The organism is Brevibacillus choshinensis (genome assembly GCF_001420695.1).
In the GTDB taxonomy this organism is placed as follows: domain Bacteria; phylum Bacillota; class Bacilli; order Brevibacillales; family Brevibacillaceae; genus Brevibacillus; species Brevibacillus choshinensis.
Genome location: NZ_LJJB01000007.1, coordinates 930,931 through 957,255 on the forward strand (window position 1 = coordinate 930,931; position 26,325 = coordinate 957,255).

29 protein-coding genes and 1 pseudogene are annotated in these 26,325 nt (G+C 47.8%); 21 read left to right on the forward strand and 9 right to left on the reverse strand.

Going from position 1 to position 26,325, the window contains the following annotated elements; translation table 11 throughout:
- Window positions 1–136 precede the first annotated feature (136 nt).
- The 10 genes and pseudogenes from AN963_RS30065 to AN963_RS04470 all read left to right on the forward strand — a co-directional run bounded on the left by AN963_RS30065 (window position 137) and on the right by AN963_RS04470 (window position 6,188).
- Window positions 137–349 carry a hypothetical protein gene (locus AN963_RS30065; RefSeq protein WP_083496880.1) on the forward strand — a complete coding sequence of 71 codons (213 nt, stop codon included), beginning with the start codon at window positions 137–139 and terminating at the stop codon, window positions 347–349.
- 19 nt (window positions 350–368) lie between these two features.
- Window positions 369–557 (forward strand): annotated as a pseudogene (locus AN963_RS04430) (spore photoproduct lyase family protein); the annotation flags it as partial.
- Window positions 558–692: 135 nt separating this feature from the next.
- The gene (locus AN963_RS04435) at window positions 693–1,334 is read left to right on the forward strand and encodes a deoxynucleoside kinase (RefSeq protein WP_055744444.1); all 642 of its coding nucleotides are present in this window, start codon (window positions 693–695) and stop codon (window positions 1,332–1,334) included.
- 45 nt (window positions 1,335–1,379) lie between these two features.
- Entirely contained in the window at window positions 1,380–2,066 is a 687-nt protein-coding gene (locus tag AN963_RS04440; RefSeq protein WP_055743327.1) for a deoxynucleoside kinase, read from the forward strand.
- 243 nt (window positions 2,067–2,309) lie between these two features.
- On the forward strand, window positions 2,310–3,047 hold the full coding sequence (locus AN963_RS04445; RefSeq protein ID WP_055743328.1) for a class I SAM-dependent methyltransferase: 738 nt from the start codon (window positions 2,310–2,312) through the stop codon (window positions 3,045–3,047).
- Window positions 3,048–3,135: 88 nt separating this feature from the next.
- Window positions 3,136–3,420 carry a 4a-hydroxytetrahydrobiopterin dehydratase gene (locus tag AN963_RS04450; RefSeq protein WP_055743329.1) on the forward strand — a complete coding sequence of 95 codons (285 nt, stop codon included), beginning with the start codon at window positions 3,136–3,138 and terminating at the stop codon, window positions 3,418–3,420.
- 104 nt (window positions 3,421–3,524) lie between these two features.
- Window positions 3,525–3,848, forward strand: coding sequence for a hypothetical protein (locus tag AN963_RS04455; protein WP_055743330.1), 324 nt, complete (start codon window positions 3,525–3,527; stop codon window positions 3,846–3,848).
- On the forward strand, window positions 3,845–4,618 hold the full coding sequence (locus tag AN963_RS04460; protein ID WP_055743331.1) for a DUF3109 family protein: 774 nt from the start codon (window positions 3,845–3,847) through the stop codon (window positions 4,616–4,618). Before AN963_RS04455 ends, AN963_RS04460 begins: the two co-directional genes overlap by 4 nt.
- A gap of 68 nt (window positions 4,619–4,686) precedes the next feature.
- Window positions 4,687–5,196: an acyl-CoA thioesterase gene (locus tag AN963_RS04465; protein ID WP_055743332.1), complete on the forward strand. Its 510-nt coding sequence runs from the start codon at window positions 4,687–4,689 to the stop codon at window positions 5,194–5,196.
- A 71-nt stretch (window positions 5,197–5,267) separates the two neighbouring features.
- Window positions 5,268–6,188, forward strand: a complete 921-nt coding sequence (locus tag AN963_RS04470) for an aldo/keto reductase (RefSeq protein ID WP_055743333.1) — start codon at window positions 5,268–5,270, stop codon at window positions 6,186–6,188.
- A gap of 61 nt (window positions 6,189–6,249) precedes the next feature.
- On the opposite strand, the gene AN963_RS04475 is transcribed toward AN963_RS04470, so the two are convergent.
- From AN963_RS04475 to AN963_RS31780, 4 genes are all read right to left on the reverse strand, one after another.
- Window positions 6,250–6,672 (reverse strand): thiol-disulfide oxidoreductase DCC family protein, encoded by a 423-nt coding sequence (locus AN963_RS04475; RefSeq protein WP_055743334.1) that lies wholly within the window; start codon window positions 6,670–6,672, stop codon window positions 6,250–6,252.
- 89 nt (window positions 6,673–6,761) lie between these two features.
- On the reverse strand, window positions 6,762–8,270 hold the full coding sequence (hutH, locus tag AN963_RS04480; RefSeq protein WP_055743335.1) for a histidine ammonia-lyase: 1,509 nt from the start codon (window positions 8,268–8,270) through the stop codon (window positions 6,762–6,764).
- A gap of 255 nt (window positions 8,271–8,525) precedes the next feature.
- A complete protein-coding gene (locus AN963_RS32220) occupies window positions 8,526–8,885 on the reverse strand; it encodes a hypothetical protein (RefSeq protein WP_055743336.1) in 360 nt (119 codons plus the stop codon).
- Between the two features lie 219 nt (window positions 8,886–9,104).
- A complete protein-coding gene (locus tag AN963_RS31780) occupies window positions 9,105–9,323 on the reverse strand; it encodes a hypothetical protein (RefSeq protein WP_236707941.1) in 219 nt (72 codons plus the stop codon).
- A 25-nt stretch (window positions 9,324–9,348) separates the two neighbouring features.
- Here AN963_RS31780 and AN963_RS30730 point away from each other — a divergent pair, with 25 nt between their 5' ends.
- On the forward strand, window positions 9,349–9,615 hold the full coding sequence (locus AN963_RS30730; protein WP_152985601.1) for a hypothetical protein: 267 nt from the start codon (window positions 9,349–9,351) through the stop codon (window positions 9,613–9,615).
- 54 nt (window positions 9,616–9,669) lie between these two features.
- Here AN963_RS30730 and uvsE read toward each other — a convergent pair whose 3' ends face one another.
- Window positions 9,670–10,602 carry a UV DNA damage repair endonuclease UvsE gene (gene uvsE / locus AN963_RS04495; RefSeq protein WP_055743338.1) on the reverse strand — a complete coding sequence of 311 codons (933 nt, stop codon included), beginning with the start codon at window positions 10,600–10,602 and terminating at the stop codon, window positions 9,670–9,672.
- A gap of 213 nt (window positions 10,603–10,815) precedes the next feature.
- Here uvsE and AN963_RS04500 point away from each other — a divergent pair, with 213 nt between their 5' ends.
- The 4 genes from AN963_RS04500 to AN963_RS04510 all read left to right on the forward strand — a co-directional run bounded on the left by AN963_RS04500 (window position 10,816) and on the right by AN963_RS04510 (window position 15,691).
- Entirely contained in the window at window positions 10,816–13,236 is a 2,421-nt protein-coding gene (locus tag AN963_RS04500; RefSeq protein ID WP_055743339.1) for an EAL domain-containing protein, read from the forward strand.
- 190 nt (window positions 13,237–13,426) lie between these two features.
- On the forward strand, window positions 13,427–13,564 hold the full coding sequence (locus tag AN963_RS31425; protein WP_169791906.1) for a hypothetical protein: 138 nt from the start codon (window positions 13,427–13,429) through the stop codon (window positions 13,562–13,564).
- A 13-nt stretch (window positions 13,565–13,577) separates the two neighbouring features.
- Window positions 13,578–15,110 (forward strand): amino acid permease, encoded by a 1,533-nt coding sequence (locus tag AN963_RS04505; RefSeq protein ID WP_055743340.1) that lies wholly within the window; start codon window positions 13,578–13,580, stop codon window positions 15,108–15,110.
- Window positions 15,111–15,241: 131 nt separating this feature from the next.
- The gene (locus AN963_RS04510; RefSeq protein ID WP_152985602.1) at window positions 15,242–15,691 is read left to right on the forward strand and encodes a hypothetical protein; all 450 of its coding nucleotides are present in this window, start codon (window positions 15,242–15,244) and stop codon (window positions 15,689–15,691) included.
- Window positions 15,692–15,751: 60 nt separating this feature from the next.
- Here AN963_RS04510 and AN963_RS04515 read toward each other — a convergent pair whose 3' ends face one another.
- Complete coding sequence (locus AN963_RS04515) at window positions 15,752–16,402, reverse strand: pentapeptide repeat-containing protein (RefSeq protein WP_201783703.1); 651 nt, start codon at window positions 16,400–16,402, stop codon at window positions 15,752–15,754.
- A 299-nt stretch (window positions 16,403–16,701) separates the two neighbouring features.
- Between AN963_RS04515 and AN963_RS04520 the strand changes: the two genes are divergently transcribed.
- The 5 genes from AN963_RS04520 to AN963_RS04540 all read left to right on the forward strand — a co-directional run bounded on the left by AN963_RS04520 (window position 16,702) and on the right by AN963_RS04540 (window position 20,884).
- Window positions 16,702–17,877, forward strand: coding sequence for an amidohydrolase (locus AN963_RS04520; RefSeq protein ID WP_055743342.1), 1,176 nt, complete (start codon window positions 16,702–16,704; stop codon window positions 17,875–17,877).
- Window positions 17,878–17,904: 27 nt separating this feature from the next.
- Entirely contained in the window at window positions 17,905–18,732 is an 828-nt protein-coding gene (locus tag AN963_RS04525) for a DUF3100 domain-containing protein (protein WP_055743343.1), read from the forward strand.
- Entirely contained in the window at window positions 18,729–19,166 is a 438-nt protein-coding gene (locus AN963_RS04530) for a hypothetical protein (protein ID WP_055743344.1), read from the forward strand. Before AN963_RS04525 ends, AN963_RS04530 begins: the two co-directional genes overlap by 4 nt.
- Window positions 19,167–19,317: 151 nt before the next feature.
- Complete coding sequence (locus AN963_RS04535; protein ID WP_055743345.1) at window positions 19,318–20,109, forward strand: ABC transporter ATP-binding protein; 792 nt, start codon at window positions 19,318–19,320, stop codon at window positions 20,107–20,109.
- 85 nt (window positions 20,110–20,194) lie between these two features.
- The gene (locus AN963_RS04540; protein ID WP_055743346.1) at window positions 20,195–20,884 is read left to right on the forward strand and encodes an MBL fold metallo-hydrolase; all 690 of its coding nucleotides are present in this window, start codon (window positions 20,195–20,197) and stop codon (window positions 20,882–20,884) included.
- A 68-nt stretch (window positions 20,885–20,952) separates the two neighbouring features.
- On the opposite strand, the gene AN963_RS04545 is transcribed toward AN963_RS04540, so the two are convergent.
- The 3 genes from AN963_RS04545 to AN963_RS04555 all read right to left on the reverse strand — a co-directional run bounded on the left by AN963_RS04545 (window position 20,953) and on the right by AN963_RS04555 (window position 24,511).
- Window positions 20,953–21,570, reverse strand: a complete 618-nt coding sequence (locus AN963_RS04545) for a SurA N-terminal domain-containing protein (protein WP_055743347.1) — start codon at window positions 21,568–21,570, stop codon at window positions 20,953–20,955.
- A gap of 203 nt (window positions 21,571–21,773) precedes the next feature.
- A complete protein-coding gene (locus tag AN963_RS04550; RefSeq protein ID WP_055743348.1) occupies window positions 21,774–22,463 on the reverse strand; it encodes a tetratricopeptide repeat protein in 690 nt (229 codons plus the stop codon).
- Window positions 22,464–22,543: 80 nt separating this feature from the next.
- A complete protein-coding gene (locus tag AN963_RS04555; RefSeq protein WP_055743349.1) occupies window positions 22,544–24,511 on the reverse strand; it encodes a beta-propeller domain-containing protein in 1,968 nt (655 codons plus the stop codon).
- Window positions 24,512–24,688: 177 nt separating this feature from the next.
- Here AN963_RS04555 and AN963_RS04560 point away from each other — a divergent pair, with 177 nt between their 5' ends.
- On the forward strand, window positions 24,689–26,221 hold the full coding sequence (locus AN963_RS04560) for a fumarate hydratase (RefSeq protein WP_055743350.1): 1,533 nt from the start codon (window positions 24,689–24,691) through the stop codon (window positions 26,219–26,221).
- Window positions 26,222–26,325: the final 104 nt, after the last annotated feature.

A 26,325-nucleotide genomic window follows, 5' to 3' on the forward strand; every position in this document is an offset into this window, starting at 1 on the left:
AGATATGGGTTGCGTGCGAACCAAACGCCCAGTCGGTGCTTATTTTAACGTATAGGAATTTTTAAGCGCAACGCGCTCCTCCATGAACAGGCCTCGACAGGGGTTTTTTTATAGAAAGAAAGGTGAGGCGAAATGAATGTGGATCAAATGGGTAACGATTCATGAGTCATACGGTCTTCCGCGAGTAGCGCAGGAGTGCCGCAGATACTTGGAGAGACAAGGGATACGTGTGCGGTTGTTCTCCAAACAAACGAAACGAGCAGGACATATATACATGCTGCAAGTGCCTTCTGATCAAGAGGAACAAGCGAGATACTGGCTACGCGAATTCAAAAGTTCCTTCCAATAACGATAGTAGGCGGTCTGCCAACCTCATCCTGCATCGCTATCCAAAGACGAAGCTGGAGATGAAGGAAGAGGAACGAAAGTACAAATGGGGCAAGTACGGAAAAGGGATGTACGTGTATCCTGACGTAAAGGCGAAGGCGCTGCAAGCTTACTTGGAAAAAGAGATCGCACGACTATTTCCGCAAGCCAAAATCGAGTACTTCACGTGAGTTGCGACAAGGAAACTGCCTGGATTGCGGGCAGTTTTTTCTTTTTTTGACAGAAACCGAATCGTTTCGACAAACGAATGTAAGCGTGCTACAATATGGAGTGCTCTCATTTTCGTGAAAGGAATCGAAGTATACATGAAGTCCATATTGATAACCGTTGAGGGGCCCATTGGGATCGGCAAGACATCGCTATCGCGAGAATTGAGCAAAGCCTTTCAATTGGAGCTGCTGGAAGAGATTGTTTACGAAAATCCGTTTTTGGGCAAATTTTATGAAAACATAGCCGAGTGGAGCTTTCAGCTCGAGATGTTTTTCTTGTGCAACCGGTACAAACAGCTTCAGGATATTCATTCCCAGTATTTGAATCAAGGGACTTCTGTTGTCGCCGACTACAATATTTTCAAAAATACGATTTTTGCCAAACGAACTTTATCCGGTGACAACTTGCCCAAGTACCTCAAGATTTATGATATCCTGACAGAAGATTTGCCACAGGCTCATTTAGTCATTTATTTGACAGCATCCATCGATACGGTCATGAATCGCATCGCTTTGCGCGACCGGGAAATCGAAAGAAGCATGGACGTTGAGTACATGGAGAACTTGATCGCGGATTACAACGAGTTTATGCAAGCATTTGAAAAGCACCACCCGGATACGCCGGTCATCAAGTTTGATTGTGACCATTTGGACTTTGTGCATCGACCGGAAGATTTGCGCTACGTTCTGGAGGCAATCGGGCCAAAAGTACGTGAGCTGAAGTCAGTGCAAGGGTAATAGGGGACGAGCTTTACGCTAGTATGTGAATAAGGAGTTGCGTACATGTCTAGGTTTCAAAACAGCCATATCCGTGAAAAATACGGAATACCAAACAATGCGGTCATCACTATCGGTGGAACGGTAGGGGTAGGCAAATCAACATTCACACATGCGCTAGCCGAGCAGTTGGGTTTTCGCGTGTCTGTTGAAAAAGTGGACAACAACCCGTATTTGAGCCGTTATTACGGTGATTTGTCGCGTTGGGGCTTTCATTTGCAAATTTTCTTTTTGGCTGAGCGTTTCAAGGAACAAAAGCGTATGTTTGACTATGGTGGAGGATTTGTTCAAGATCGCTCCATTTATGAAGATACAGGCATTTTTGCTCGCATGCTGTACGAGCAAGGGAATATGACAGAAGAGGACTACCGTACGTATACGGAATTGTTCGAAGCGATGGTCATGACGCCGTACTTCCCTCACCCGGATATTTTAATCTATCTGGAAGGCAGCTTTGACGACATCATCGACCGCGTGAAGGAGCGGGGACGTCCCATGGAACAACAGACCCCAGTCGATTACTGGCAGGATTTGTTTGGACGCTACGAAAAGTGGATCGGGTCTTTTACCGCCTGTCCAATCTTGCGAGTCAACATCAACGAGTACGATGTCGTAGAGGACCCATCCTCCGTGGAGCGCATCATCGCTCGCGTAGCAGAAAAGATTCGCATCGGCAGAGCAACACGATTGTAGTTCACATTACCCGCAAGTACGACATTATTTATTGATTTTTTGTGCAGACCCCTTCCTTAGTTATTCACCTTGGGAAGGGGTATTTTTGCGGACAAAGGCTTCTATGACCGAAATGGCAATCCATTATTTTGCAGTTGGAATCATCAAGGTGGCTGCGCAATGCACATCCAATCAGGGGAAATCGGCCTCGAACAAACCCCGGTGTGGTATAATAACCCTATCTTAGACTAAAGGAGCTCATACATGGCAGAAGAATGGTTTGAACGCAGCTTTCGCGAAGATTACGTGCTGGTGTACCGGCATCGTGACGATTCGGCGGCCGATTCAGAGGTTGCCAATCTGCTGGCACGATTGCCGATCAAGGACACGGGGCGCGTGCTCGATCTTTGCTGCGGGAGCGGGCGTCATTCCCGTGCGCTGGCTCGCCGGGGGTACGAGGTGGTTGGTGTGGATCTGTCGCCTGTTCTCCTGCAGCTGGCAGAGGAACACAACGACTATTCACATCTAAGTTTTACCCGCTGTGACATGCGCACGATCCCGTTTCAGAATGAATTTGACATTGTCGTCAATCTGTTTACCAGCTTTGGTTATTTTTCTACGGATGAGGAAAATGCAAAAGTGGTGCGGAATATGGCCCAAGCGCTGAAGCCAGGTGGAGAAGTCGTCATCGATTATCTGAGTCCTGTCTTCGTAAAAGAAAATCTCGTGCCAGAGTCTACCAAGGAAGCAGAAGGCATGTTGATTCACGAAAAGCGCTGGATAGAAGACGGATTCGTAAAAAAGCGGATTTCGATCACCGATGATCAGTCGAGCGAACCGCGTGAGTATATGGAGCAAGTGCGATTGTTTACCGTCGAGCAAATGATATCCATGTTGGAGCAAGCAGGTTTTATACAAATCCAAGTGTTTGGAAACTACCAGTTTGAGCCGTATGTGGCCGCAGAATCTCCACGAATGATTTTCTACGCGATCAAGCAATAAAAGGCTAGTGATCTACGTGACTATCCTGCCAGTCCCGTGAATATGATGGTGTTACAACCGTTCATCGGACAAAAGGGGGGCGCTGCTTTTGAGTAAACTGTCTTTGGAGCAGGTCAAACTGTATTTGGGCAAAGTGCCTGGCTGGAAGTTGGTCGAAGATCGGATGGCATTATCCCGTACTTATCATTGTCGTGATTTTGGTACAGCGATCAGCTTCGTGAATCGGGTAGCCGAGCTATTGGAGTATGACAGCCAGCACGTAGAAATTCATGTGAATGGCGGGTTGGTAACGTTTACTTTAGCAACCCGTGAAGCAAAAGGATTGACAGGCAAAGATTTTGCACTCGCTCAAACCATCAGCAAAGTGAGCTAGACCGGATAGGATAAGCCGCTTCGACAGTTGAAGCGGTATTTCTTTTGGCTTTCAGCGGCTGGTCTGATATGATGGGCAGTAACATCACTTTCGGAGGGATAGACATGGATATTCAACAACACGAACGACTGCTCCGCCTTTTGACGGACGAATTTGAAAACCAGGTAACGACGATTACTTTTACACAATGGGATACAGATCGTGAGGATGAGGAAGAAGAAACGCAATTCAAGGGCAAGCTAACTGGCTTTAAACTCACGGAGAACGAGTTTGAAGAAAAAGATCTGTTGCTACTGTTTGTAGACGAAGAGGCAGAAACCGTGGAAATCTTGATGGAAATTCCAGGTGAGGAAGTAGACCTGGCCACTTATGAAGAAGGACGCCTCGCCATTTTTGGCACCGAAGCGGAAGTCGTTCTGGAGAAATGAAACCGCAGCAACGATATCGTTATGTCGGTACGCCTGATCCGATGACACAAAAAGAGGCGTACCACTGTGAAAAATACATCAAGAAGAATCGTGGCGAGTTCGTTCGAGCAGGGGAGTATTGGGTGGATGTGTCTGCCTTGCTTTCCCTCTTTCATCTCGATTGCTGGAATTGCCGGACCGTTCACCGTGAGACCTGCTGTGAAGGTGGACAACCATACGCGGTTGAAAAGGGACAGATTCCCGTAATGGAAGCAGAGCTGCCAAACATCGCGGCTCGCTTGAAAGAAGAAGGAGAGCGTAAAAATTGGCTGGAGAAGGGCATTTGGGATGTGAGTCAACTGCCAGGGACGATCCGTATGCGTCACGGCGACTGTCTCTTTTATCAAGAGAATAACGGTAAGTACGGCTGCGCGATTCACGCGTACGCGGAACAGACCGGACGAGAGCTCCACCCGCTCAAGCCATTTAGCTGTCAATTGTATCCGATTGATTTGATTGAGACAGGAGAAGGGATCTTGTTAACCGCTGTTACGACAGAGACTTCTTCATTCTCACGTTGGGGAACTGACTATCTGGAGCATTTTTATTGCGCCAGTATCGAACGGCGCAAGCTTGCTGTACATGTGGACGATACGTTGTTTGCACTGGATGGATATCGACCTGCTTATGAATGGAATCTACCATTACTCCGGTATTTGCTACAAGATCAGTCACCACAAGTAGAAACGATTCTGACAGAACGTTACCTGCGCGTAGGTCTTGGCATCTGATTGGAACGACGGTTGCCTTGTGATATGATGGGAACGGCATTTAGTAGATTCGCAAAGGAGAAACAGCAATGAAATTCAAGACAACCCAAGACTCTCGAACCATTCAGGCTTCTCTGGTTCAACCTTCTGACACGAATTATCACGGTACGATCTTTGGGGGCACGATGATGGCCTATGTAGATGAAGTGGCCGCCATCGCTGCGATGCGCCATTCGCGTCGCCCAGTCGTAACGGCTTCTATAGACTCCATCGATTTCCTGGCACCCGTCAAAATGGGGCATTCCATTTGTCTCGAAGCGTTTGTTTCTTCTACAGGAAGAACGTCAATGGAAGTTTTTGTGAAGGTGATATCAGAAAATCTGCAAACGGGCGTACGCGTTTTGACCGCAACCTCGTTTCTCACCTTCGTCGCTTTGGACGAAGCTGGCAACCCTACGGATGTGCCTAGCATCGTTCCGGAAACCGATGAGGAGAAGCGATTGATGGCGTCAGCTGAAGAACGCAAGAAAATGCGTAAAGAGCGCAAAGCCAACACACAAGCGTTTATCAGCCAGCTGACGATTGAAAAGACGATCTAATTCGCGATGGCTGCACCTGAGCGACAGTTCGCTCGGTTGCCATAAGGTAGCAAAAAAGGGGAGGGGCTTGCATGAAGTACCGCAGATTGGGGAAAACAGATCTGAATGTTTCGGTGGTTGGAGTAGGTACTTGGCAATTTGGCGGCGAATGGGGAATGGACTTTTCTCAACACGACGTCGATCAGATCCTGGACAAGGCAAAAGAACTCGGTATTAATTTGATCGATACTGCAGAATGCTATGGCGATCATTTGTCCGAGAGCCTGATCGGGGATTACCTTCGTAGAAATCGTCGTGAAGACTGGGTCGTAGCCACCAAATTCGGTCATCATTTTCATGACAAGTTCACCCGTACGAACCAATATGGGGCGGCAGAAGTATTGCAGCAACTCGATCGCTCTTTGGGAGCTCTGAAAACGGATTACATTGATTTGTATCAGTTCCATTCCGGTCCAGATGAGTCCTTTGATAACGACGAGCTTTGGACCATGCTCGATAAACAAGTACAAGCAGGGAAAATCAGACATCTGGGCCTCTCTATCGCCAAAAATGAAAACCTGCATCAGACACAGTCCGCGTCGCAGGTAAATGCAAAAACCATTCAAGTCGTGTACAACCGCTTAGATCGTAAACCTGAGGAAGCTGTATTTGCTTCCTGCGAGCAGCAAGATCTGGGAGTCTTGGCACGTGTGCCTTTGGCGAGTGGATACTTGAGTGGCAAATACAAGCCAGGTTCCGTTTTTGCGGGGAACGATGTCAGACACCGTCACGATCAGGAGCACGTCGCTAATCTTCTCAAACAGGTGGAAGAGATCAAGCAAAATGAATTACCTGAAGGAATGGATATGGCGCAGTGGGCATTGGCCTGGTGCCTCAAGCATCCTGCTGTCACGACCGTCATTCCGGGAAGCAAAAGCCCGGCTCAGGTGGAAGCGAATGCCAAAGCAGCAGATTTCGTGAGCGAAGATCATCCGCAAGCGATCGTACAATAACGGAAAAAAAAGAGGAAAGGGGCTGCGTCAAAGGACACGCCCCTTTTTGCTTGGGCTCTTGTTATTCTAAAAAGCGGGATCTGATGTCGGGAGTTGGCAACATGCATTGCTCGGATTGGCCTAACCACCGATAGCGATTCCGTGCGATCCAATTATACACTACATCACGAAGTCCTCGGGGGAATGCCATTCCAATCAACGATAGCGCTGGCCATGCTCCGCTGAGCTTTCGTCCCACACGCAGGACTGCATCGGATTTTGTATAGAGCTCTCCGTCCTCAATCAAGACAACAGACTGTAGATTGCCTTCGTACCGATAAGCAGACAAGAGCTCCTGCCCTTTTTCGGATTGCAAAGAGGCAAAATGAATGCGGCCAATAGGATCACGCTGCAATATAAATTGAACGGCACCGTGGCACAAATGACAGACGCCATCAAAAAGTAATATCGATGCGGGTCGGACTGGCTGTTTGGATGAATTCATAGGGCAGCCCTCCAGGTTACGCTTGCATTGCCTTCTCCTATATCATAGCAGACGACAGCCGTAAAATGAATGGGGCTGTAAGGAGCTGCTTACACCCACATGAGAGATCCTTCATGAACCAGCTTCTCTGCTTGGAGCAAATCAGGGTGCATCTCTCTGTCGTCAGTGAGACGTGGAATGACTTTTCGAATCTGTTCATAGGCGCGTCCTGTACCTTTTCCGAGAGCGCCCGAACCAAAATCAATCGCTTGCGCTGCGGCCAAATATTCGATAGCGAGAACTTTTGTCGTATTGGCGACGACTGTGCGCAATTTGCGAGTAGCTGTGGTTCCCATGCTCACGTGATCTTCCTGGTTGGCGGAAGAAGGGATGGAATCGACGGAAGCAGGATGGCACAACACTTTATTTTCAGAAACAATAGAGGCTGCCACGTATTGGGTAATCATAAATCCAGAGTGAAGCCCTCCATTTTCCGTCAGGAAGCCAGGGAGTCCACTCAGCTGTGGATTGACGAGCCGCTCCGTGCGACGCTCAGAAATGTTGGCCAGCTCCGCAATGGCGATCGCCATAAAATCAGCTGCAAAGGCCATGGGCTGTCCATGGAAGTTGCCGCCGGAGATGATATCGCCTGTCTCCGTAAACAATATAGGGTTGTCTGTGACGCTATTGCATTCGCGCGTGACCGTTGTCCAGACATATTCGAGGGTATCTCGGGTAGCGCCATGTACCTGTGGAATGCAGCGCAGGCTGTACGGATCTTGCACGCGCAATTCTCCTTGATCTGTCGTTCTCTCGCTACCTTGGAGGTGAATGAGAAGCTTGCGTGCCGATTCTTGTTGGCCAGGATGAGGGCGTACGAGATGGAGCTGCGGGTCAAACGCTTTCGGTATGCCCCGCAGAGCTTCCACTGTCATGGCGGAAATGACCTCGGCACTCTCCATCAGAACACGTGAATCGTAAAGTGCCAGGCAGAGTTGTGCGGTCATGGCTTGTGTCCCGTTGATGAGGGCAAGACCTTCTTTGGCTTGGAGACGAATGGGAGCGAGGCCTACCTGCTCTAGAGCAGCTTTGCCAGATAGACGCTGACCATTTACTTCAGCTTCGCCCTTGCCCAACATAACCAATACCATATGGGCGAGAGGGGCGAGGTCACCGCTTGCACCCAAAGAACCCTGTTGAGGAATAATCGGATGGACACCACGATTGCATAGCTCGACGAGGTGGAGTAGCGTTTCTTCACGGATACCAGAGAAGCCTTTGGCTAATGCATTAATACGGAGTGCCATCATGGAGCGAACGACTTCCAAGGGATAAGGTTCACCCATGCCGCACGCGTGACTCATAATAAGGTTCTCCTGCAGATTGCTCACATCGTCACCGGAGATCATTACATCGGAAAATTTGCCAAAACCGGTAGTGATGCCATAAACCACGCGTTGCTCCTTGATTATTTGCTCGACCATGTTGCGGGATTGTCGCACATTTTCTAAAGCATCCGCTGTAAGCTCAATCCGAACACCATTTCTGGCGATGGACACAACCTCTTCAATACCCAAGTGATTCCCATCCATTTTCAAAACGTTTGTTTGCTGATTCATGACTGATTTTCCTCCTTTAGCATAGCAGAGAACGAAAAGAAAGAGGGGTTAGGATACTAGATCCTAACCCCTCTTCCTGGGCATGTATGTGATTGGGCAAAACGTGAAAGCCTTTTTCCCGGCATACGTCTTCCTCACTTTCGTTCATGTGCAGCTGTCTGATTATTTTTATAAGTACCTCAATTGTAACCTATGCATTTGCGCAGTCAAGTGGCATGTTGTCACGGCGACTCACTATTTTTTCAAAAAACGGGCTTAGTCCTTTTTCGTAAACTGGGCGAGTGTCGTTTCTTGAGCGGGATAAACGTCATACCATGTACTGTGTGATTTCACTAGAAAGGACGTGTTCCATTCCTTGGAAAAACGACGTAAAGTACCTCCAAGTATGGCTCCAATGCCTCCTGCTCTGCCGAGACGGCCGAAAGAAATGCCAAAACCGCCATCGATGATGCCGGCCCCGAAAGTTCCATCACCAAATCGTCCATCGCCAAACGTGCCATCGCCAAACGTGCCGTCGCCAAACGTGCCATCGCCGAACGTGCCATCGCCGAACGTGCCATCACCGAATTTGCCTTCTCCAAATCTACGACCGTCACCAAACTTCCCATCTCCCATCAATCCATCCCCTGAGTTGCCGAAACGGCCAAAACCAGTAAAACCAATGCGCCCTATGCCACAGCGACCGATTCTTCCATCGCCGAATCAATCCATTCCGAAGGCTCCAAATCGGATGCCAGCAAATCCAATGCCACCAAATCGGATGCCAGCTAACCCGATGCCGAACCGCAAACCAGTGAATCCAATGCCACCGAATATGGGAATGCCAATGCCGAATCACAGACCGCCTAACGTTTCTCCGAACATGCCGCACCGTAGAATGCCGAACTCGTCGCCAAATATGATGCCAAACCGCAGGCCGCCGAATTCATCCCCAAACATGATGCCGAATCGCAGAATGCCAAACTCTTCGCCGAACATGATGCCCAACAGAAGACATCCGAATTCGTCTCCAAACATGATGCCGAACTGGGGATCGCCAAATGCATCGCCCAACGCGATGCCACGAGGACATGCGGGCGTGGAAATTGAAATGTACCTGTTCAAGTTCCAGTTCCACATGGATCGGATGCAGTACTATCATCACAAATGCGAGCAGCATCGGGAAAACCGTCGCAAATACAGTGAATATCGCAAGCATTACAAGCATCATCAACGCAGAATGAAGCATTATCACGATCGTTGCCAAGCATGGGATCATAAAGGAAGTAGTTCCTTCAGTTCTCACGATCATAGAGGCTCCTCTTCGGGATGCGGTTGCGGATGCGATTGTGGCTGTGCGCATTAAAAAAGAAAAAAAGACGCCACGAAAACAGTGGCGTCTTTTCTTTGTCAGGACCAGTCAAGATTTTGAGGCAAAAGCTTCTGCTTCAACTCCTCGTTTTTTCATCTCCCGGCGAAGAGTCAGCAACGCATCGTCCTTGTTTTTGCATTCCAGAATAATATCGACATTGTATTGGGTCAGAGAAGAAATGAAGTTCACGAACTCATCCGGATTTATGTTGTCCGCATGGGAACGGAAATCTTTTTCCGACTTTGGAGAGGACATGTGCATTTTGGGAGTTCGGTCTCCCCATGTTTGAATGATACGCGGCAAATAATCGACCCAGTTTTCTCCGTTGTTTAAACAGTGATGGTGATGAATGTCCAAGACCATGGGAATACCAATTCGTTCACATAGCTCTAATGCCTCGACCATGGTAAAGGAAGTGTCATCGTTCTCGACGACGAGTCGCCTTTTTACAGAATCGGGGAGTTGTTCGAAATGGGTAGCGAACCTGTCGAGTGCGGCTGCTTTGTCATCGATGCCACCACCGATGTGAGTCACCAGCACTGAGTTGTCATCCAAACCAAGCAAATCAAAGACGCGGGCATGATAACTGAAATCGGTGATCGCCGATTGAACAATGGCAGGTTTTTCACTATTCAAGATACTGAAATGACCGGGATGGGCTGTCATGCGAATACCTTTTCTCCGTATGAATTCCCCAGCCTTTTGAAAGTCCCAGGCAAATTCCTTGGCCCAATCCCAGTTTTCTGCAACGGTATGGGTAGCTAATGGTACAAATTCTGAAGGGATGCGATACAGGAAAATGTGGTTTTCCACATTGTAAGCTAGCAGGTCCATCAGATTGAAAAAGTTCGTTTGCAAAATTTGTCTCAGCTTTTTCAGGCGTGCTTGGGGTTCTAATTTATTCAGCTGCGCGACTGTCGTTTTTTTGTTTGGGTTGTTTTTCGTCTTTACGCTGATACAGGCATAGCCCAAACGGATCAAGGCACTCACTCCCTTTACGGCGTCGTCGTTGGTTTAGTATCCCCGTCTTGCTCGGTTTCTGCTGATCGAAAAGTTCCCAGCACTTCATTCAGGCAGTAAAAGCATTGAGCATACAGAAGCGGTTGAGCTTCTTGTCAGTTGAAAATAAAAGGGATAAGATAGGGGAATATTACCATATCTCAATCGAAGAAACTCCGTTAAAAGGGGAAATGAATGAACACGCTGAGCCATTCGTACAATCTTGGACTTGTTTCTTTTTCTTACTTACTTGCGGTCTTGGCGTCGTACACTGCGCTAAATGTAAGCGCGCGTATTCACGGCTCTCCAAGCAAGGGGCGCCTGTTTTGGCTGTGTACGGGTGCGGTGTCGATGGGTCTGGGAATATGGGCCATGCATTTCGTGGCGATGCTTGCTTTGCACCTGTCCATTCAAGTTCATTACGATGTCGGGATAGTCTTTTTATCCATTTTGTTTGCGATTATAGCCTCTGGTATCGCACTATGGGTGATCAGTACTCACTCACTGACAGGGAAAAGGCTGCTTGTCGGCGCACTATTCATGGGAGCTGGGATCGCCTCGATGCATTACACCGGAATGGCTGCCATGCAAATGGATGCAGTCATTACGTACGATTGGTTTTGGTTTAGTTTGTCTATTCTCGTGGCAATAGCGGTGTCGGTAGTAGCTCTGCAGTTGACGTATCGCTTGCGCAATGCGGACAGCGCAAAAGGTTTCAGATTGAAGCTATTGGCGGGCCTGCTTATGGGTGCGGCTGTCGCCGGCATGCATTACACGGGAATGTTCGCTACTACATTTGTCAGTGGCCATCATACCGTAGCCAAGGAAGCTTACATGGCTGCTGATGCGAGGATGATTGCCTATGCAGTTGGAGTTGTTACGCTGTTGATTCTCGGTGTAACGCTTGTGTCCATCTACATGGACAAGTTGTTTGCAGGGAAGACCCGGCGGATCATAGAGAGTGACCAGCGATACATATCACTGTTTGAGCATAATTACGATGCTGTTATTTTTTACTCCGTAGACGGAAAGGAAAGTGTATTAAACCCTGCTGCAATACGTCTAACCGAAGAGAAGTGGCTTCCCCTCGAGGCTTTCATTCGCATGTGCGACATCGAGGATGGCGAGTGCGTAGCCTCTTTCTTTGAGTTAGCCGTTCGTGGAGAATCGAGAAATTACGAAGTTGCCTTGACTACCCAACAACGTCAGATTCATTTGAACATGACCAATGTTCCTGTGTTTGTTGATCACAAGGTAGCGGGAGTCTTTCTCATCGCGAGAGACGTGACGGTCCAAAAACAAGCGGAGGCCAAGGTGAATTATCTGGCCTTTCATGATGCACTTACTGGGCTGCCGAATCGCAGATTTGTGGAAGAAAAGCTGGATACAATGATTGAAGAAGCAAGACAGCTTGAGTATATCTTCTATGTGATGTTTCTTGACTTGGACCGTTTCAAGCTCGTCAACGATTCGCTCGGACATGACTACGGCGACTTGTTGTTAAAGGAAGCGGCCATGCGCCTGAGTAATTGCATCGGACAAAGAGGTGTTGTGAGCAGACTGGGCGGAGATGAGTTTATGGTTATTATGGCAGACGTATCGGAAGAGACAGTCGTGCAAGTCGCAGATTCTCTCAACCGAACGATCGAGCAGTCATTTCTCATTAATGGTCACGAGCTCTACATTACGACCAGTATTGGCATCTCCCGTTATCCGATGGATGGAGAAGACCGTCATGGCCTCATGAAAACGGCAGATACCGCCATGTATTCAGCCAAGGAGCGAGGAAAAAACAGCTATCATATGTTTGCGCCAGATTTGCAGCAAATCACGAGCGATAAAATGTTTATCCAAAACGAGCTGAATCGAGCGCTTGCTTTAGGCGAGCTTACTTTGTACTACCAGCCACAGGTTAACGCGTCGGATGGGACCATCGTAGGTATGGAAGCGTTGATTCGCTGGAACCATCCAGAGCGGGGACTCGTGTCACCCGACCAATTCATTGCAGTCGCAGAAGAAACGGGCTTGATTGTACCAATAGGGGCGTGGGTCTTGCAGACGGCGTGTCAGCAAAACAAGGTATGGCAAGACCTCGGTTTACCGCCGATCCGCGTAGCTGTGAATCTGTCAGCCCGTCAGTTTTTGAAGAAGGACTTTACCCAGATGGTCGCAGATATTTTGGAGCAGACTGGTCTGGCGCCACATTTTCTTGAGTTGGAGATCACGGAAAGTACGATGATCGACGTTCACCGTGCCAGCAACACACTGGCGGAGCTAAAACAGCTCGGGGTCTACATCGCCATCGATGATTTTGGAACTGGATACAGCTCCCTTTCTTATCTCAAGGAATTTCCGTTAAACCGTCTGAAGATCGATCGATCATTTGTTCGGGACATGAAGAAAAGCGCTAGCAATCGGGCGATAGTCTCCACGATTATCTCCATGGCCCATCATCTGGAATTGAAGGTCATCGCCGAGGGAGTGGAAACGAACGATGAGCTTGCATTTCTTCAAGAGCATCTCTGCGAAGAGGTGCAAGGATATCTTTTCAGCAAGCCGCTCCCACTGGAAGAAATCACGTCCTATATGCAAGAACAAACATTGAAAATATCATAAGGCAACCGACTTGAGCGCAGGGAGATGTTCCTGCGCTTTTGTTGTTCTCATCAAAGAATCTCGTTCAGAATGAATCAGAATCAGCATGCGTGGTCCATTCCAATGGTATAGCTGCTTATTTCATACGTACAATGTACTAATCTTGTGGCCTTGCCCATGTGATGAATCTAGGAAAAAAGGAGGGGGACGAATGCTCTGGCTTGGTCTGCTATTAGTTGTGGTGACTATTGTCGTCGCGATCGCCATTGGGTATCGGGCAAACGAAAGTGTACGCCGCTTTGATGAAGACGAGCACGAAAGCTTCATTGGCTCGAAGGCAAACTCGTGAGGGGGGATCACAGATGCAGCAAGAGAGGGAACATCAACTACTGGAGGACAAAAAGGACTTAAACAAGTTTGGCTATGCACAAGAGCTTCTCCGGGATATGGGTGGCTTCTCCAACTTCGCTATTTCCTTTTCCATCATTTCGATTCTAACGGGTGCTGTCTCACTATATGGACATGGGCTGCTGTATGGCGGCTCAGGAATGATGGGCTTTGGATGGACGATCGTCGCCCTATTCGTCATCTTGATTGCAGCATCTATGTCGGAACTCGCTTCTGCGATCCCGACGGCAGGTGCATTGTATCACTGGGCAGCCATTTTAGGGAGCAAACGATGGGGATGGTATACGGCATGGATCAATTTGATCGGTCAGATCGGGATCGTAGCCGGAATTGACTACTCCTTTTCCTTGTTTGCTGACCCGCTGTTGGCGAGTGCATTTGGATACACTTCGACGGAAACAACGACTTTGATCTTGTTCGGCATTACTCTTCTCTTGCACGGCATTTTCAATCACATTGGGATTCGGCTTGTCGCCCGTCTGAATGATTTTTCGGCCTGGTACCACATTGGAGTTGTGGTGATCCTCGTCGGAAGCTTGGTCTTCTTTTCGCGTCATGAATTACAGCCGCTCGATTACTTGTTCCAAGTCGGACAGACATTCTCTGACAAACCGTACGCGATCGCTTTCCTGATTGGTCTTTTGCAGGCACAGTGGACGTTTACTGGATACGATGCGTCAGCCCATACAATTGAGGAAACGATTAATCCACGGGTCCGTGCTGCATGGGGGATATTCACATCCGTAGCCTTTTCTTTCATTTTTGGTTTTATCATGCTCGCATTTGTTACTCTCTCCATCAAAAATGCAGCAGCGGCCAGTGAGGCTCCGAATGCCTTTATTTATGTCATTAGTGAAGCTTTAGGTGGGACCTTTGGTTCCGTTGTACTATGGCTCGTAACGTTTGCCATGTGGTTTTGCGGGCTTGCGTCCATCACTTCTTTCTCACGGATGCTGTACGCATTTTCACGTGACAAAGGGATGCCGTGGAGCAGACATTGGGCAGAGATTTCTACCAAGTACAGAACACCAGCAAAAGCGATCTGGCTCGTCATTATCCTTTCCTTTGCACTCGCCTTGTTTGATTACATCGTGAAACGGATCAATCCAGAAACGACATATACAACACTGGCGTTTTTGACAGCGGTCAGTGTGGTTGGACTCTACGTTGCTTACGGCATCCCTTTGTATCTCAAGCTACGTGCAGAGGCAAAAGGGATCTTTCAGCGCAAGCACTACGGTCCGTGGAATTTGGGCAATTGGAGCAAGACGATTAATGTGCTGAGCTTGATCTGGATCTTATTTATCTCGATTATGATGGTCATTCCTCCTAACCAGACGGCTGGCTACGCGCTGATCGCCATGTTTATTGTCCTTCTGATCATGGACCTGGCTTATTATCAAAAGCATTTCCCCGGTCCACAAGCCGCGTTGAACAAATCGGAGGAAGAAATAAAGAGTCAGGAAGCGAAGTACCGAAATTCGTAAGAGGGAAGAATGCTGAAAACAGCTTCTTTGCCGGTTCAGTCTGGCAGAGGGCTGTTTTTTTGCATAGCAGGGGTGAGGAGGCGGGAACCTACGATTAGATGAAGATTTCTGGCAACGAAGGAGAATTGGTTATGTGGATACCCAAAAAAAAGTTTGTGAAGCTAGGCGCGGCAAGCTGCTTCCTGTTCGCACATATGTGGACAAGCTTGCCAGTGACGAACGCACATACACAAGAATCGACGAACCGCTATGAGGTGGCAGGTATCACAGATCCACACGCGTTCGAGTCATTTTTCGGGAAGCTACAGAAATGGGTGAGCAAAGGCAATAAAGAGGCAATCGCCCATCACGTACAGTTTCCATTACGAGTGAACAGTGATGGTCAAAGTCGCTTTATCGCAAATGAAAAACAATTTGATGCCGAGTACGATCAGATCATGACGGAAAAAGTAAGGCATGCCTTGCAGCAACAAGATGTAAAGCAGACCTTTGTCAATTATCAGGGGGTCATGGTAGGGGGCGGTGAGCTATGGCTCAGGCAGAATGGTAACAAGTTCGTAATCGTGGCAGTCAATCTGTAATGGACGAACGAAGACCGGTCTCAACAAGAAAGGAACGTGATGAGATCGGTTTTTGTTCTGCTATTCATTCACAATGAGACCAAACAGCTTCGCGAATACATACGCCTGCTCGCGAGATATGGTACACCCTTTCAAATCCTCTACAGTCACTCCTAATGCATCAAACTGACAATCACTAAGATCAATTCCTTCTAGTTTTGTACCGGAAAACTGGGCTTGATCAATGTGGGTGCGAGACCACTCCATTTTTTGAAACTTTGAATAGCTAAAATCTGCTTTGGATAAAAAACTATCTTGAAAAATGACCTGCTTTGCGTTTGAAAATCGAAACGTTGAAAAGTCTGCTAAACACTTCTCAAATAAGACATTCCTCAAAGTTACTTCCGTTAAATTCATCCCGACCATCTTACATTCTCTGAATTCAGTCCTGTGAATGATGGCATTGCTTAGATCTATATTGGAAAGGTCACATTTTTCAAATAGGACATCTGTCAGCTCCGCTCCTGTCAAAGAGGAGTCTGAAAAGGTTACGTTTTGAAAGTGCATTTTTTCAAAGCAGACGTTTGTTGCCTTTTGATGTTCAATCAGACAGTTTTGAATGATTTTCGATTCAATAAAGTCATGGGATTGAATTTCATGGAGCTGTACGTCGGAAAGGTCATCTGGTAGGTTTGGAGACTCTAGTCTCAAGGTTTTCTTCTTTTGCATCATGTTTGCGTCACTCCAAAGAAGATGTTGTCTTCATAGGATTATACTTCGTGATACGAAAAGCCTTTAAAAATAGTAATCTAAATAGTTTTATCAATCATAAAGTTTGTTTAGCATGGACACACCTGACGAAATTATCTAAAATATCTTATAAATCGAGGGGAGTGGAGGACGAATGAAATAGTGTGTCCATCCAGAATGGACGTTTGTCATTTTTGCAAAAATGTGTTATATTCACGAAAAGGTTATTATTTTTTAATTTTATTTAACTTTTGCAACAGATAGAGAAGGAGTGGTTGCGAATGAGTTGGAACCCAGAGGCGTTGGCAGCGGAAGTGGCAGACCAAGTCATAACATGGCGCCGGTATCTGCATCAAAACCCTGAGCTTTCATTTCAAGAAAACAAGACTTCCCAGTACGTTTATGAAACATTGGCATCCTTTGGCAATCTTGAATTAACTCGTCCGACTCCGACTAGTGTGGTAGCTCGTTTGATTGGTTCACAGCCTGGTCCCGTACTCGGCATTCGAGCAGATATCGATGCGTTGCCGATTCAGGAAGAGAATCAGGTGCCTTATGCCTCCAGTGAAACAGGGGTCATGCACGCGTGCGGTCATGACGGCCATACGGCAATGCTTTTGGGAACAGCAAAAATTCTGTCCCAATTCAAAGATCAGATCAAAGGCGAAGTTCGGTTCTTTTTCCAGCATGCTGAGGAATTGCCGCCAGGCGGTGCAGCAGAAATCGTCAAGGCGGGTGCGGCGGACGGTTTGGATTCCATTATCGGCATTCATTTGGCGTCTTATATGCCTGTCGGAAAATTTGGTGTTCTCTACGGTGCGCTGACATCTTCTACTGATCGCTTTGATATCACCATTCAGGGCAAGGGAGGGCACTCTTCCCAGCCGGAAATGACCGTAGATCCTATCGTTATCGGGGCACAAGTCATCAGTCATTTGCAGCAAATCGTTTCCCGCAATGTGAGCGCATTGGACAAGGTGGTCATCTCGGTCACCATGCTAAATGCAGGGACAGCCTACAATATCATCCCGGACACATTGACTTTAACAGGCTCTACCCGGTGTTTTGACGCAGAGATCCGCAACAATATTCCGATGTGGATCGAGCGCATTGTCAAAGGGATTACCGACGCGCATGGAGCTTCCTATTCGTTCAATTACTCACTCGGCTACACTTCAGTCGTAAACGATACTCAAGTGACGAAGCTGATGGAAGAGACGATTCGGGAGCGCTGGGGTGAGGAAGACATCATGTATATTGACCCCTTGATGCCTGGGGAAGATTTTTCAGCTTATTTGGAAAAGGCACCAGGCTGCTTTATTCAATTGGGTGCCGGAAATGCGGAGAAAGGTTTTATCTATCCACATCACCACCCGCGCTTTGATTTCGATGAAGATTGCCTCGTTCGAGGGGTGGAGCTATTCATCCGAGCAGCAGAGAAAGTGGTTATGAAATAACAACAAAGATAAAACAGGGGGTACATCATGACGGAGGAACGCGTTAATGTGTTCAAGCTGCACTTCATTGTATTAATTCTGGTAGCTCTCACTGAGTTGATCGGTACGAAAAAAATCAACATCGGCATTGGTGTCATCGCATTGTTTCCTATGCTGTATGCACTCATTCTCGGAGGCTTTATCAGCTGGCCTAAATTCAAATGGCTGAAGGAAAAAGAAATGAACGCCGCAGCCAATATTTTGGGGTTATCCTTTTTCCTCTTCATCTGCAAACTGGGAGCCAACATCGGACCTGAACTACCCAAACTGATGGGCTCTGGTGTATCACTTCTGTTCCAAGAAGTAGGTCATATTGTCGGGACAATCGCGTTGGGGTTGCCTATCGCTCTGTTGATTGGCCTCAAGCGAGAGGCAATCGGCGCAACATATTCGCTCGATCGTGAGCCCAACCTCGCTATTATTGTGGACAAGTTTGGAGCAAACTCACCGGAAGCACGTGGAGCTCTGGGCGTCTATATTTGTGGTACACTCTTCGGTGCCATTTACATGTCCATCCTGGCGAGCCTATTGGGTAGCAGTGGAATATTCCATCCGATTTCCCTCGCGATGGGTGCTGCGGTAGGATCAGGTAGTATGATGGCTGCTGCAACAGGTTCTTTGGCTGTCATCTTCCCAGACGCGGCAAAAGATATCGCGTTTTATTCTGGGGCAGCCAATCTGATGATGAGCATTATCGGGACCTACGTATGTATTTTCGTTTCCCTCCCACTCACTCAGCGTCTGTATAAATGGTTGGAGCCAATTATCGGACGCAAGAGCAAAAACATCCAAGAAGGGGGGCAGCATAGCGCATGAACCAGGTATTGACGATTTTACTCATTGGCGTTATCGCTCTCGTGGGCAACTGGATTGGCTATCATGTACCACCGACCGAATCATTGCCTGGAATTTTGCTTTTGGCACTGATTACATTGATCGGGATGGGTTTTACACGTATCTTGCCGTTCAAGTCACCAGTAATTGTATGGATTTCTCTCTTCGCGATGATCGCCACTTCGCCGTTTTTCCCGGGGAATGCGTTCACGGCTGCGGCAATCGGAAAAATCAATCTGCTCGCATTAGCGACACCGATTCTCGCTTATGCAGGTTTGTCGCTCGGGAAAGACATTCATCTCTTCAAACAGCTTAGCTGGCGAATCGTTGTTGTCTCGCTCGTCGTTTTTACGGGGACGTTCCTGTTTGCCACGTTGTTTGCTGAAGCCATCTTTAAGATTCAAGGGAAATTTTAATTCCATTGTTCGAGTCGAAGACCTCCATGAGTCATTGTGCCATGGGGGTCTTCTCGTAGGTAAAAAGAATTGATCGATCAGGAAATGACGAGTATACTCGTAATAATCAGAACATTGCGGGATCATAGAGAGAGACTGGAGTGGAGAAACCATGATTATCGATGTGAAAAACGTCAGCTGGCAACGGGATGAGACAACCATATTGGACGGGATCGACTGGCAGGTCAAAGAGGGAGAGCACTGGTGTCTAGTGGGTCTAAACGGGTCCGGGAAAACAAGCTTGCTCAAAATCATCAGCGGGTACACGTGGCCGACCAAGGGCGAAGTGAGCGTACTGGACTATCTGTATGGGACGGTTGACCTGCGGGAAGTGCGCAAATCGATCGGATGGGTGAGTACGTCATTGATGGCACAGCTCCATGAGCACGAGACGGCATTCCGTATCATCCTGAGCGGGAGAGAAGCGACCATCGGATTGTATTCCATACCGCGAGAGGAGGATGTGAAGTCGGCGCAAGAATTGCTGGTGATGTTTGGTTGTGAGGCATTGAAAGATCGTCCGTACGGCGCTCTTTCACAAGGAGAACGTCAAAAGGTACTGATTGCCCGTGCCCTCATGGCTAAACCTCGACTTTTGATTCTGGACGAGCCATGTACGGGTCTCGACCTGTTATCGAGGGAGCAGCTGCTGGCGATGATCGAAAAAATCGCAAAGCAGCCAGGTGGACCAACACTAGTGTATGTTACACATCACATTGAAGAAATTTTACCTTGTTTTACTCACACGTTGTTATTGAAAGCGGGCAAGGTAGATCAGGCTGGGGAAACGGATCATGTATTGACGCCAGAGGAGCTGACGCGCTTTTTCGGCGTGAGTGTCGACATTCGCCGTTCGCAGGGACGTGCTTGGATCAGTCTTGGTGAAGAAGCCGTCATTCGTTAAGTTTGGTAGCAAACGGCACGCTCGTGTATGTTTGTGTATAATAGGAGTAAGGAACTGTATCTGGGAGGAGAGGAGAGATGGAGGCATGACCAATGTGGTTGCACCGATCGCAGACTCCACCTGGGCGATCATCACCTATGAAGAAGCATGGAACAGCTACATCAATAGCTACGTGATCAAACAAGGTGATTCGTTTGTGTTGATTGATTCCCAACTGCGAAAGCATCGAGCCTTTTTACAGAAATCACTTGAGGATATCGGTGCCACCGCTGAGCACATCGAGTACGTTTATTTTACACATCGTCACCCTGATCATATCGGCAATGCCGACTTGTTTCCATCCCGGAATAACTGGATACATCTGGATGATTATTATGAGCTGGATGATTTTTCCCAGACGCTATTCGGGCACACGTTTACCGGAAGCGGGGGAGATCTTCCGTCGCTACGCTTTCGACAACTTTCCTACCACACAGAAGGCTCCGTCGCCTTATTCGATCCGCAGTCGAAGGTATGCTTTACAGGAGATCATCTCTGTTTTCCCGACGCAGATTTGGGAAGTATCGTAGGGGAAGAGCCCGAAGTTCGCGAAGCGTATAAACAGTATATACAGATGTGGAAAGTAAAAGAGCCTGAGCGTGTCCAGGAATACGCAGATGGCTTGGAAATCATGCTGGATTGGCCTATTGAAGTATTAGCGACCGGACATGGCCCAATCCTAAAAGGAAATGTCGTTCCCTTTATTCAAGAGATCATCTCATTGGTTCGTGGATAAACATAAAAAAGACTTGAGTCAGCATGAATGCATGCGACACAAGTCTTTTTTTATGTGAGAACGGAATGCTATTCTTTTTTCTCTTTTTCTACAAGGGCAGGGTCCATGATTTGTACTTGATATTTTTTGTGGAGGTCTTCGAGCCATTTATCGATATTGGCTCTTCTATTTTTATCTTTCACTTTGTCTACGATGTCTGGTCGAGCTTGTTCAAGCGTTTGTTTTTCGTACTTGTCCTTGTTCTTTTCGTAGTAAGCCTTGATTTGCTCCTCTGTAGGCGGGAACGCTTTTTCCAGTAATTTATCACGCATCAAAATCAGTCGCGTTTTTTCGCGGAACTCTTGCTCCGTTGTATGTTTTTCATCGAGATACTCTTGGAACTTCTCAGGGGTACCTAATTTTTCTTTGATTGGATTGATGAGCTTGTCCAGATCTTGATCAGTTACAGAAACACCTTGGGCTTGAGCTTCCAATCGGTAGAGCTCAGCAGCGACTAGTTGTGTCATCACGGATGGACCGGACTTTACTTTGAGCGCATCATACACTTGCGTTTGAGTAATGGTAGTATTGCCAATCTTGGCTGCGACGGTATCTGTTGTTGTCCCTTTTGCTTGAGACACGCCGATGACAGCGAGACCGAAAATTAGTACGGATACAGTGAGTACGGATACATCAAACTTCTTCATAGAGTTGACCCTCTCTTTCATGCTTATCTGCCAATCAGTATAGGGGGAACATACGGGAGAAATATGTAACCCGTTCTTACAAGAATTCCACAATCGCAAGAAATCTATGGGTGATTCTAGGGAAACGATTTCCGTGTAGACAAGGAAAAGCCGCACAGCCATAACGCGATGTGCGGCTTGTGATTCTAATGGAAATCTATGCGTTATCCAGCTTGTGTGGATGCTTTTTGCCATTCTTCCAGACGTTTCTCCAGTTCGGAACGATTCAAATGGAGAAAGCTGGGTGATGATTTTCCCATCAATTGCCGCAGATGGGTGAGAGCACGCTCGTAGTTACCCTTGGCTGCTTCAATTTCAGCGAGGCAGAACAGCTTCCATTCACGGGCAGATCGCTTGGTGGCAATCAGCTGATACGCTTCCCATGCACTCTCTACTTCTCCCAGCCGGGCGTGAGAACAGGCGATGAGCGCCAATGAATCAGTCATACCCTGATCTCGCTGATAGATGCGAAAAGCGACCTCCAAGGCTTCACTATAGCGACCGGAAGAATAGTAGACGATCGCCAGGTTGTAGAACAAATAGTGTATCATAGCTTGATTGAACAGCGAGGGTTGGTCTTTGCATACATGAATCCCTTGAACAATGAACTTTTCCGCAAGTTCATAATTGCCGGTCATAATTTCATGCGTTGATTTATCTAACATGGCTACTGCACGCGAGCGGTTCTTTCGATAAGAGGCGTCTAGCCATCGCAATCTCACTTCTGCGCGACGTTTGTATAGGTTGGCCATATATTGAAAGCGGAACGGCCAATGCAGTCGGATAAACATGACGAAAAGCACGACTGCTAGCCCCGCCAATGTTGACGTCAGATTCAGACTCAAATAATCCACGCAGATGACACCCTCTCTTCCCTGCTGCTTCTACTCATCCATCTTAGCACAGAACCTGTTCGCGTGACAGAGCATTGCCTTTATTTCGCAAGTGGGAGAATGCCTAGCTGACGTTTGCTGGATAGCTGCTGGGCTGCTATAAAGCCTTCGGAAACGGTGTAAAGCGTGTCGTTGATGGTAAGGATGCGATTGATATTGTTCTTGCTGTTGTACCAGCCATCACCAGATTTTTTCAAGTCTTGCTCAGTGAGGTGGGTAATCTTGCTGTTCAAAGTAAAGCCGGTTTTCAGATTCAATTGGTAGACATAGGCTCCTTGGAAAGTGAACGAACCGTATTCGTGAATGTCATTTTTCGCTTTTTGCTCGGTAGTCCATTCATAAACAGTCACTGGGAAAGCAAGCAGCTCTTTCTCCTTGGAAAAGAGAAGTGCTTTATGGTTTGACAATAGGTCTGAATTCGTTCCCCGATCACCGATAACGGTCTTGAACTTCTCCTTTGGATGCGTGACGTCCGACACATCAAAGAGGGCAACTTTCATTCCTTGATAGAATGCCATGTCTTTGTCTGATTCGGCTTCCTTACCGAAACCAATAATATGGTTTTCGTCATAAGGATGCAGATAGTCACTGTAACCAGGAATTTTCAGTGCACCGAGTATCGAAGGCGCGGATGGTTTGGCCAAATCGATCACAAACAGTGGATCGACTTGTTTAAATGTCACCATATAGGCGCGATTTCCCATAAAGCGAGCGGAATAGATTCGTTCGCCAGGGGCGATTCCTTCCAACTTGCCGTACGTGTGCAACTCTTGATCGAGAACGTACAAATTGTTTTTGGACGTATTCTCATCATTGCGCCACATTTCGCCACTGGTCGTTGCGATCCGCAAGTACCCATCGTGCTCGTCGAGAGAAAACTGGTTGAGGATGCGACCGGGTACTGTTCCCTTTCCAGAGAAAGTGAGCACGCCTTCAGCCATTCCAAAACGATAGATGGTCGTGTTGGTTTTTGTGGGAACCGGCAAAAGAGTAGGAGCAAACGATTGCCCCATGGGCTTTACGGTCTCGGGCTGTGCCTCATATTCGGTTACGGCCACGTAGAGATTTTCGGGAGAAGCATAGATGTTCTCACCAGCCCCCAGGTAAGTGCCCATAGACATTTTTTGTTTGGGACGATCCAGATTGACCCCGGCTACCATCAAAAAATTGGGCTGAATACTCTTGGGGAAGTAGCGGATGTCTGAATAGGGAACCGATTGGTATTGATCGCCCTCGAGGCTATCCCGATAGAGTGGACCTGGAAGCGCCTCTTTGTCCTCAAAAATTCGGTAGGTATTGACGTACTGGTTCGCTGTCACATACAAATTGGCACCAATTTTCCGTGATGAAAGGTACTGACCTTCGATGTCCAGCTGCCGAGTCAAACGGGGATTGGCTTTATCAGTGATGTCATAGATCATTGCTTTGGTCGTTTGCTGCTCGTGAACATACGGAATTCTGCGTTTGGAAACAATCGAAGAATTGGTTTTTACAGATTCATTAGCCTGCCCAATGACAATCAGCCGTTTTTCATCTACGTAGAGCTCCAATGGTTGAAAGAGACCGTTGTCGTAGGTGATTCGACTATTGATCTGCATCTTAGCTGCAGGGTAAGCCTGAATGATGCGAACCTCCTGACTAGTCGCTTGGTACAAGTACGTGCCATCTGATTTGACAATATCGGCTTCATCCACACCCTGTACTTGGGTGTTTGTCGTAGAGAAATCAGACGGAGTTCCACCAGCAGAATCAGCCATTTTAGCCTGCGGAGCGGCTGGGGACATGACGACAGTGGATTCCATGGCAGTTGGATAATTTCTGTTTTGTTGTGCTCGCCATTCTGTTTCCAAGAGCTTTTTGAAGTGATCATACGAACCGACGACTGGCAATTCGTCTTTGTTATTGACCGCTACAACTTCTTCTCCCATCGCCCCAGTAGCTGTAAAGAACGGGGTGAGTGCCAGTGTGAGAGCTGTGGAAATGAGTAGCATAGACCATCCTTTTTTCATGGTATCCCCCCTAAGATCGAGCTTTTGTCAATTAGTCACTGCTTATTGGACGATAGGTATCGGCAAATGTTTCACACTTCTTCGGACACAATCTACGGACAGGTGAGGGACCGTATGCTATAATAGTAGGCGGTTTATGATATCGATCACACCACTTCGTCTAAAGGAGCGTCATAGATGGAAAACTTGAAACAAAGCATCCTTGAGCTGATTACAGATACGTCTACGAACCTGCCGCCTGACGTGCGTCGCGCCGTCAACGCTGCAAAACTGCAAGAAGATTTGGGCACTCGCGCAGCGCTTTCTTTGTCTACCATCGCGCAAAACGTCGTCATGGCAGAAGAAAACGTTTCCCCGATCTGTCAGGATACGGGTATGCCGACATTTGAAGTGAAAACGCCGATTGGCGTGAATCAACTGATCATCAAGAAGGCGATCAAAGAAGCAATCGCAGAAGCGACCAAAACAGGTAAACTGCGTTCCAACTCCGTAGATTCCTTGACGGGAGCGAACACGGGGGATAACCTCGGACCTGGTACTCCTGTCATTCACTTTGAGCAATGGGAAGAGGATGAGATCGAAATCAAGCTGATCCTCAAAGGCGGCGGCTGTGAGAACAAAAACATCCAGTACTCCCTCCCTTGTGAACTGGAAGGCCTCGGTAAAGTTGGCCGCAACCTCGATGGCATCCGCAAATGCATCCTGCACGCGGTATACCAAGCACAAGGCCAAGGCTGCTCCGCTGGTTTTATCGGCGTAGGAATCGGGGGCGACCGCACTTCCGGATATGCGCTGGCGAAGCACCAGTTGTTCCGTCGTGTCGATGACGTGAATCCAATTCCGGAACTGGCTGAGCTGGAGAGCTACATCATGGAAACGGCAAACCAATTGGGTATCGGGACAATGGGCTTCGGCGGAAACGCGACACTACTCGGATGTAAAGTAGGCGTAGAAAATCGTCTGCCAGCGAGCTTCTTCGTATCTGTTGCTTACAACTGCTGGGCATTCCGTCGCCAAGGCGTTCGTCTCAATCCAGAAACCGGTGAAATCAACCGTTACCTGTACAAAGATGAAGTTGTGGAAATGGATCTGACTCCTGCTGCAGCGGCTGACGCGAAAGAAGAGCGCAGAGAGGTTGTCCTGCAAGCTCCGATTTCCGAAGAACAAATCCGCAGCTTGAAAGTAGGCGACGTCGTTATCATCAACGGCGAAATGCACACAGGCCGCGATGCTTTGCACAGCTACCTGATGGAAAATGATTGCCCGGTTGACTTGAACGGCGGCATCATCTACCACTGCGGTCCAGTCATGCTCAAAGATGAAGCTGGCGAGTGGCATGTAAAAGCAGCAGGTCCGACTACCTCTATTCGCGAGGAGCCGTACCAAGGGGAGATCATTAAAAAATTCGGTATTCGCGCTGTCATCGGAAAAGGTGGCATGGGTGCCAAAACGTTGAAAGCTCTGAACGAACATGGCGCCGTGTACCTCAATGCCATCGGCGGAGCTGCTCAATACTATGCAGAATGCTTGGAAAAAGTAGAAGGTGTGGACTTCATGGAATTCGGTGTTCCTGAGGCAATGTGGCACCTACGCGTAAAAGGCTTTGCAGCGATCGTTACGATGGATTCCCATGGCAACAGCCTGCACGCTGACGTCGAGAAATCTTCGATGGAAAAATTGGCGCAATTTGCTGCACCGGTATTCAAATAAGAAGATTGAGAAGCCTCTGGCACTATTATCGTGCTGGAGGTTTTTTTGCATAGCCTGACACTTCCAATCTGGTCACGGCGTATATACTGGGTGTTTGACCATTG

Excerpts from the sequence above, each read along its gene's own strand:
- AN963_RS04470 (WP_055743333.1), top strand. The coding sequence starts at position 5,268 with ATGAAGTACCGCAGATTGGGGAAAACAGATCTGAATGTTTCGGTGGTT.
- AN963_RS04510 (WP_152985602.1), top strand. The coding sequence starts at position 15,242 with ATGTGGATACCCAAAAAAAAGTTTGTGAAGCTAGGCGCGGCAAGCTGC.
- AN963_RS04435 (WP_055744444.1), top strand. The coding sequence starts at position 693 with ATGAAGTCCATATTGATAACCGTTGAGGGGCCCATTGGGATCGGCAAG.
- AN963_RS30065 (WP_083496880.1), top strand. The coding sequence starts at position 137 with ATGTGGATCAAATGGGTAACGATTCATGAGTCATACGGTCTTCCGCGA.
- AN963_RS31425 (WP_169791906.1), top strand. The coding sequence starts at position 13,427 with ATGCTCTGGCTTGGTCTGCTATTAGTTGTGGTGACTATTGTCGTCGCG.
- AN963_RS04530 (WP_055743344.1), top strand. The coding sequence starts at position 18,729 with ATGAACCAGGTATTGACGATTTTACTCATTGGCGTTATCGCTCTCGTG.
- AN963_RS04535 (WP_055743345.1), top strand. The coding sequence starts at position 19,318 with ATGATTATCGATGTGAAAAACGTCAGCTGGCAACGGGATGAGACAACC.
- hutH (WP_055743335.1), bottom strand. The coding sequence starts at position 8,270 with ATGAATCAGCAAACAAACGTTTTGAAAATGGATGGGAATCACTTGGGT.
- AN963_RS04555 (WP_055743349.1), bottom strand. The coding sequence starts at position 24,511 with ATGAAAAAAGGATGGTCTATGCTACTCATTTCCACAGCTCTCACACTG.
- AN963_RS04445 (WP_055743328.1), top strand. The coding sequence starts at position 2,310 with ATGGCAGAAGAATGGTTTGAACGCAGCTTTCGCGAAGATTACGTGCTG.
- AN963_RS04540 (WP_055743346.1), top strand. The coding sequence starts at position 20,195 with ATGACCAATGTGGTTGCACCGATCGCAGACTCCACCTGGGCGATCATC.
- AN963_RS04525 (WP_055743343.1), top strand. The coding sequence starts at position 17,905 with ATGACGGAGGAACGCGTTAATGTGTTCAAGCTGCACTTCATTGTATTA.
- AN963_RS04460 (WP_055743331.1), top strand. The coding sequence starts at position 3,845 with ATGAAACCGCAGCAACGATATCGTTATGTCGGTACGCCTGATCCGATG.
- AN963_RS04440 (WP_055743327.1), top strand. The coding sequence starts at position 1,380 with ATGTCTAGGTTTCAAAACAGCCATATCCGTGAAAAATACGGAATACCA.
- AN963_RS04475 (WP_055743334.1), bottom strand. The coding sequence starts at position 6,672 with ATGAATTCATCCAAACAGCCAGTCCGACCCGCATCGATATTACTTTTT.
- AN963_RS04465 (WP_055743332.1), top strand. The coding sequence starts at position 4,687 with ATGAAATTCAAGACAACCCAAGACTCTCGAACCATTCAGGCTTCTCTG.
- AN963_RS04520 (WP_055743342.1), top strand. The coding sequence starts at position 16,702 with ATGAGTTGGAACCCAGAGGCGTTGGCAGCGGAAGTGGCAGACCAAGTC.
- AN963_RS04505 (WP_055743340.1), top strand. The coding sequence starts at position 13,578 with ATGCAGCAAGAGAGGGAACATCAACTACTGGAGGACAAAAAGGACTTA.
- AN963_RS04515 (WP_201783703.1), bottom strand. The coding sequence starts at position 16,402 with ATGATGCAAAAGAAGAAAACCTTGAGACTAGAGTCTCCAAACCTACCA.
- AN963_RS04560 (WP_055743350.1), top strand. The coding sequence starts at position 24,689 with ATGGAAAACTTGAAACAAAGCATCCTTGAGCTGATTACAGATACGTCT.
- AN963_RS04545 (WP_055743347.1), bottom strand. The coding sequence starts at position 21,570 with ATGAAGAAGTTTGATGTATCCGTACTCACTGTATCCGTACTAATTTTC.
- AN963_RS04455 (WP_055743330.1), top strand. The coding sequence starts at position 3,525 with ATGGATATTCAACAACACGAACGACTGCTCCGCCTTTTGACGGACGAA.
- AN963_RS32220 (WP_055743336.1), bottom strand. The coding sequence starts at position 8,885 with ATGGGAGATGGGAAGTTTGGTGACGGTCGTAGATTTGGAGAAGGCAAA.
- AN963_RS04500 (WP_055743339.1), top strand. The coding sequence starts at position 10,816 with ATGAACACGCTGAGCCATTCGTACAATCTTGGACTTGTTTCTTTTTCT.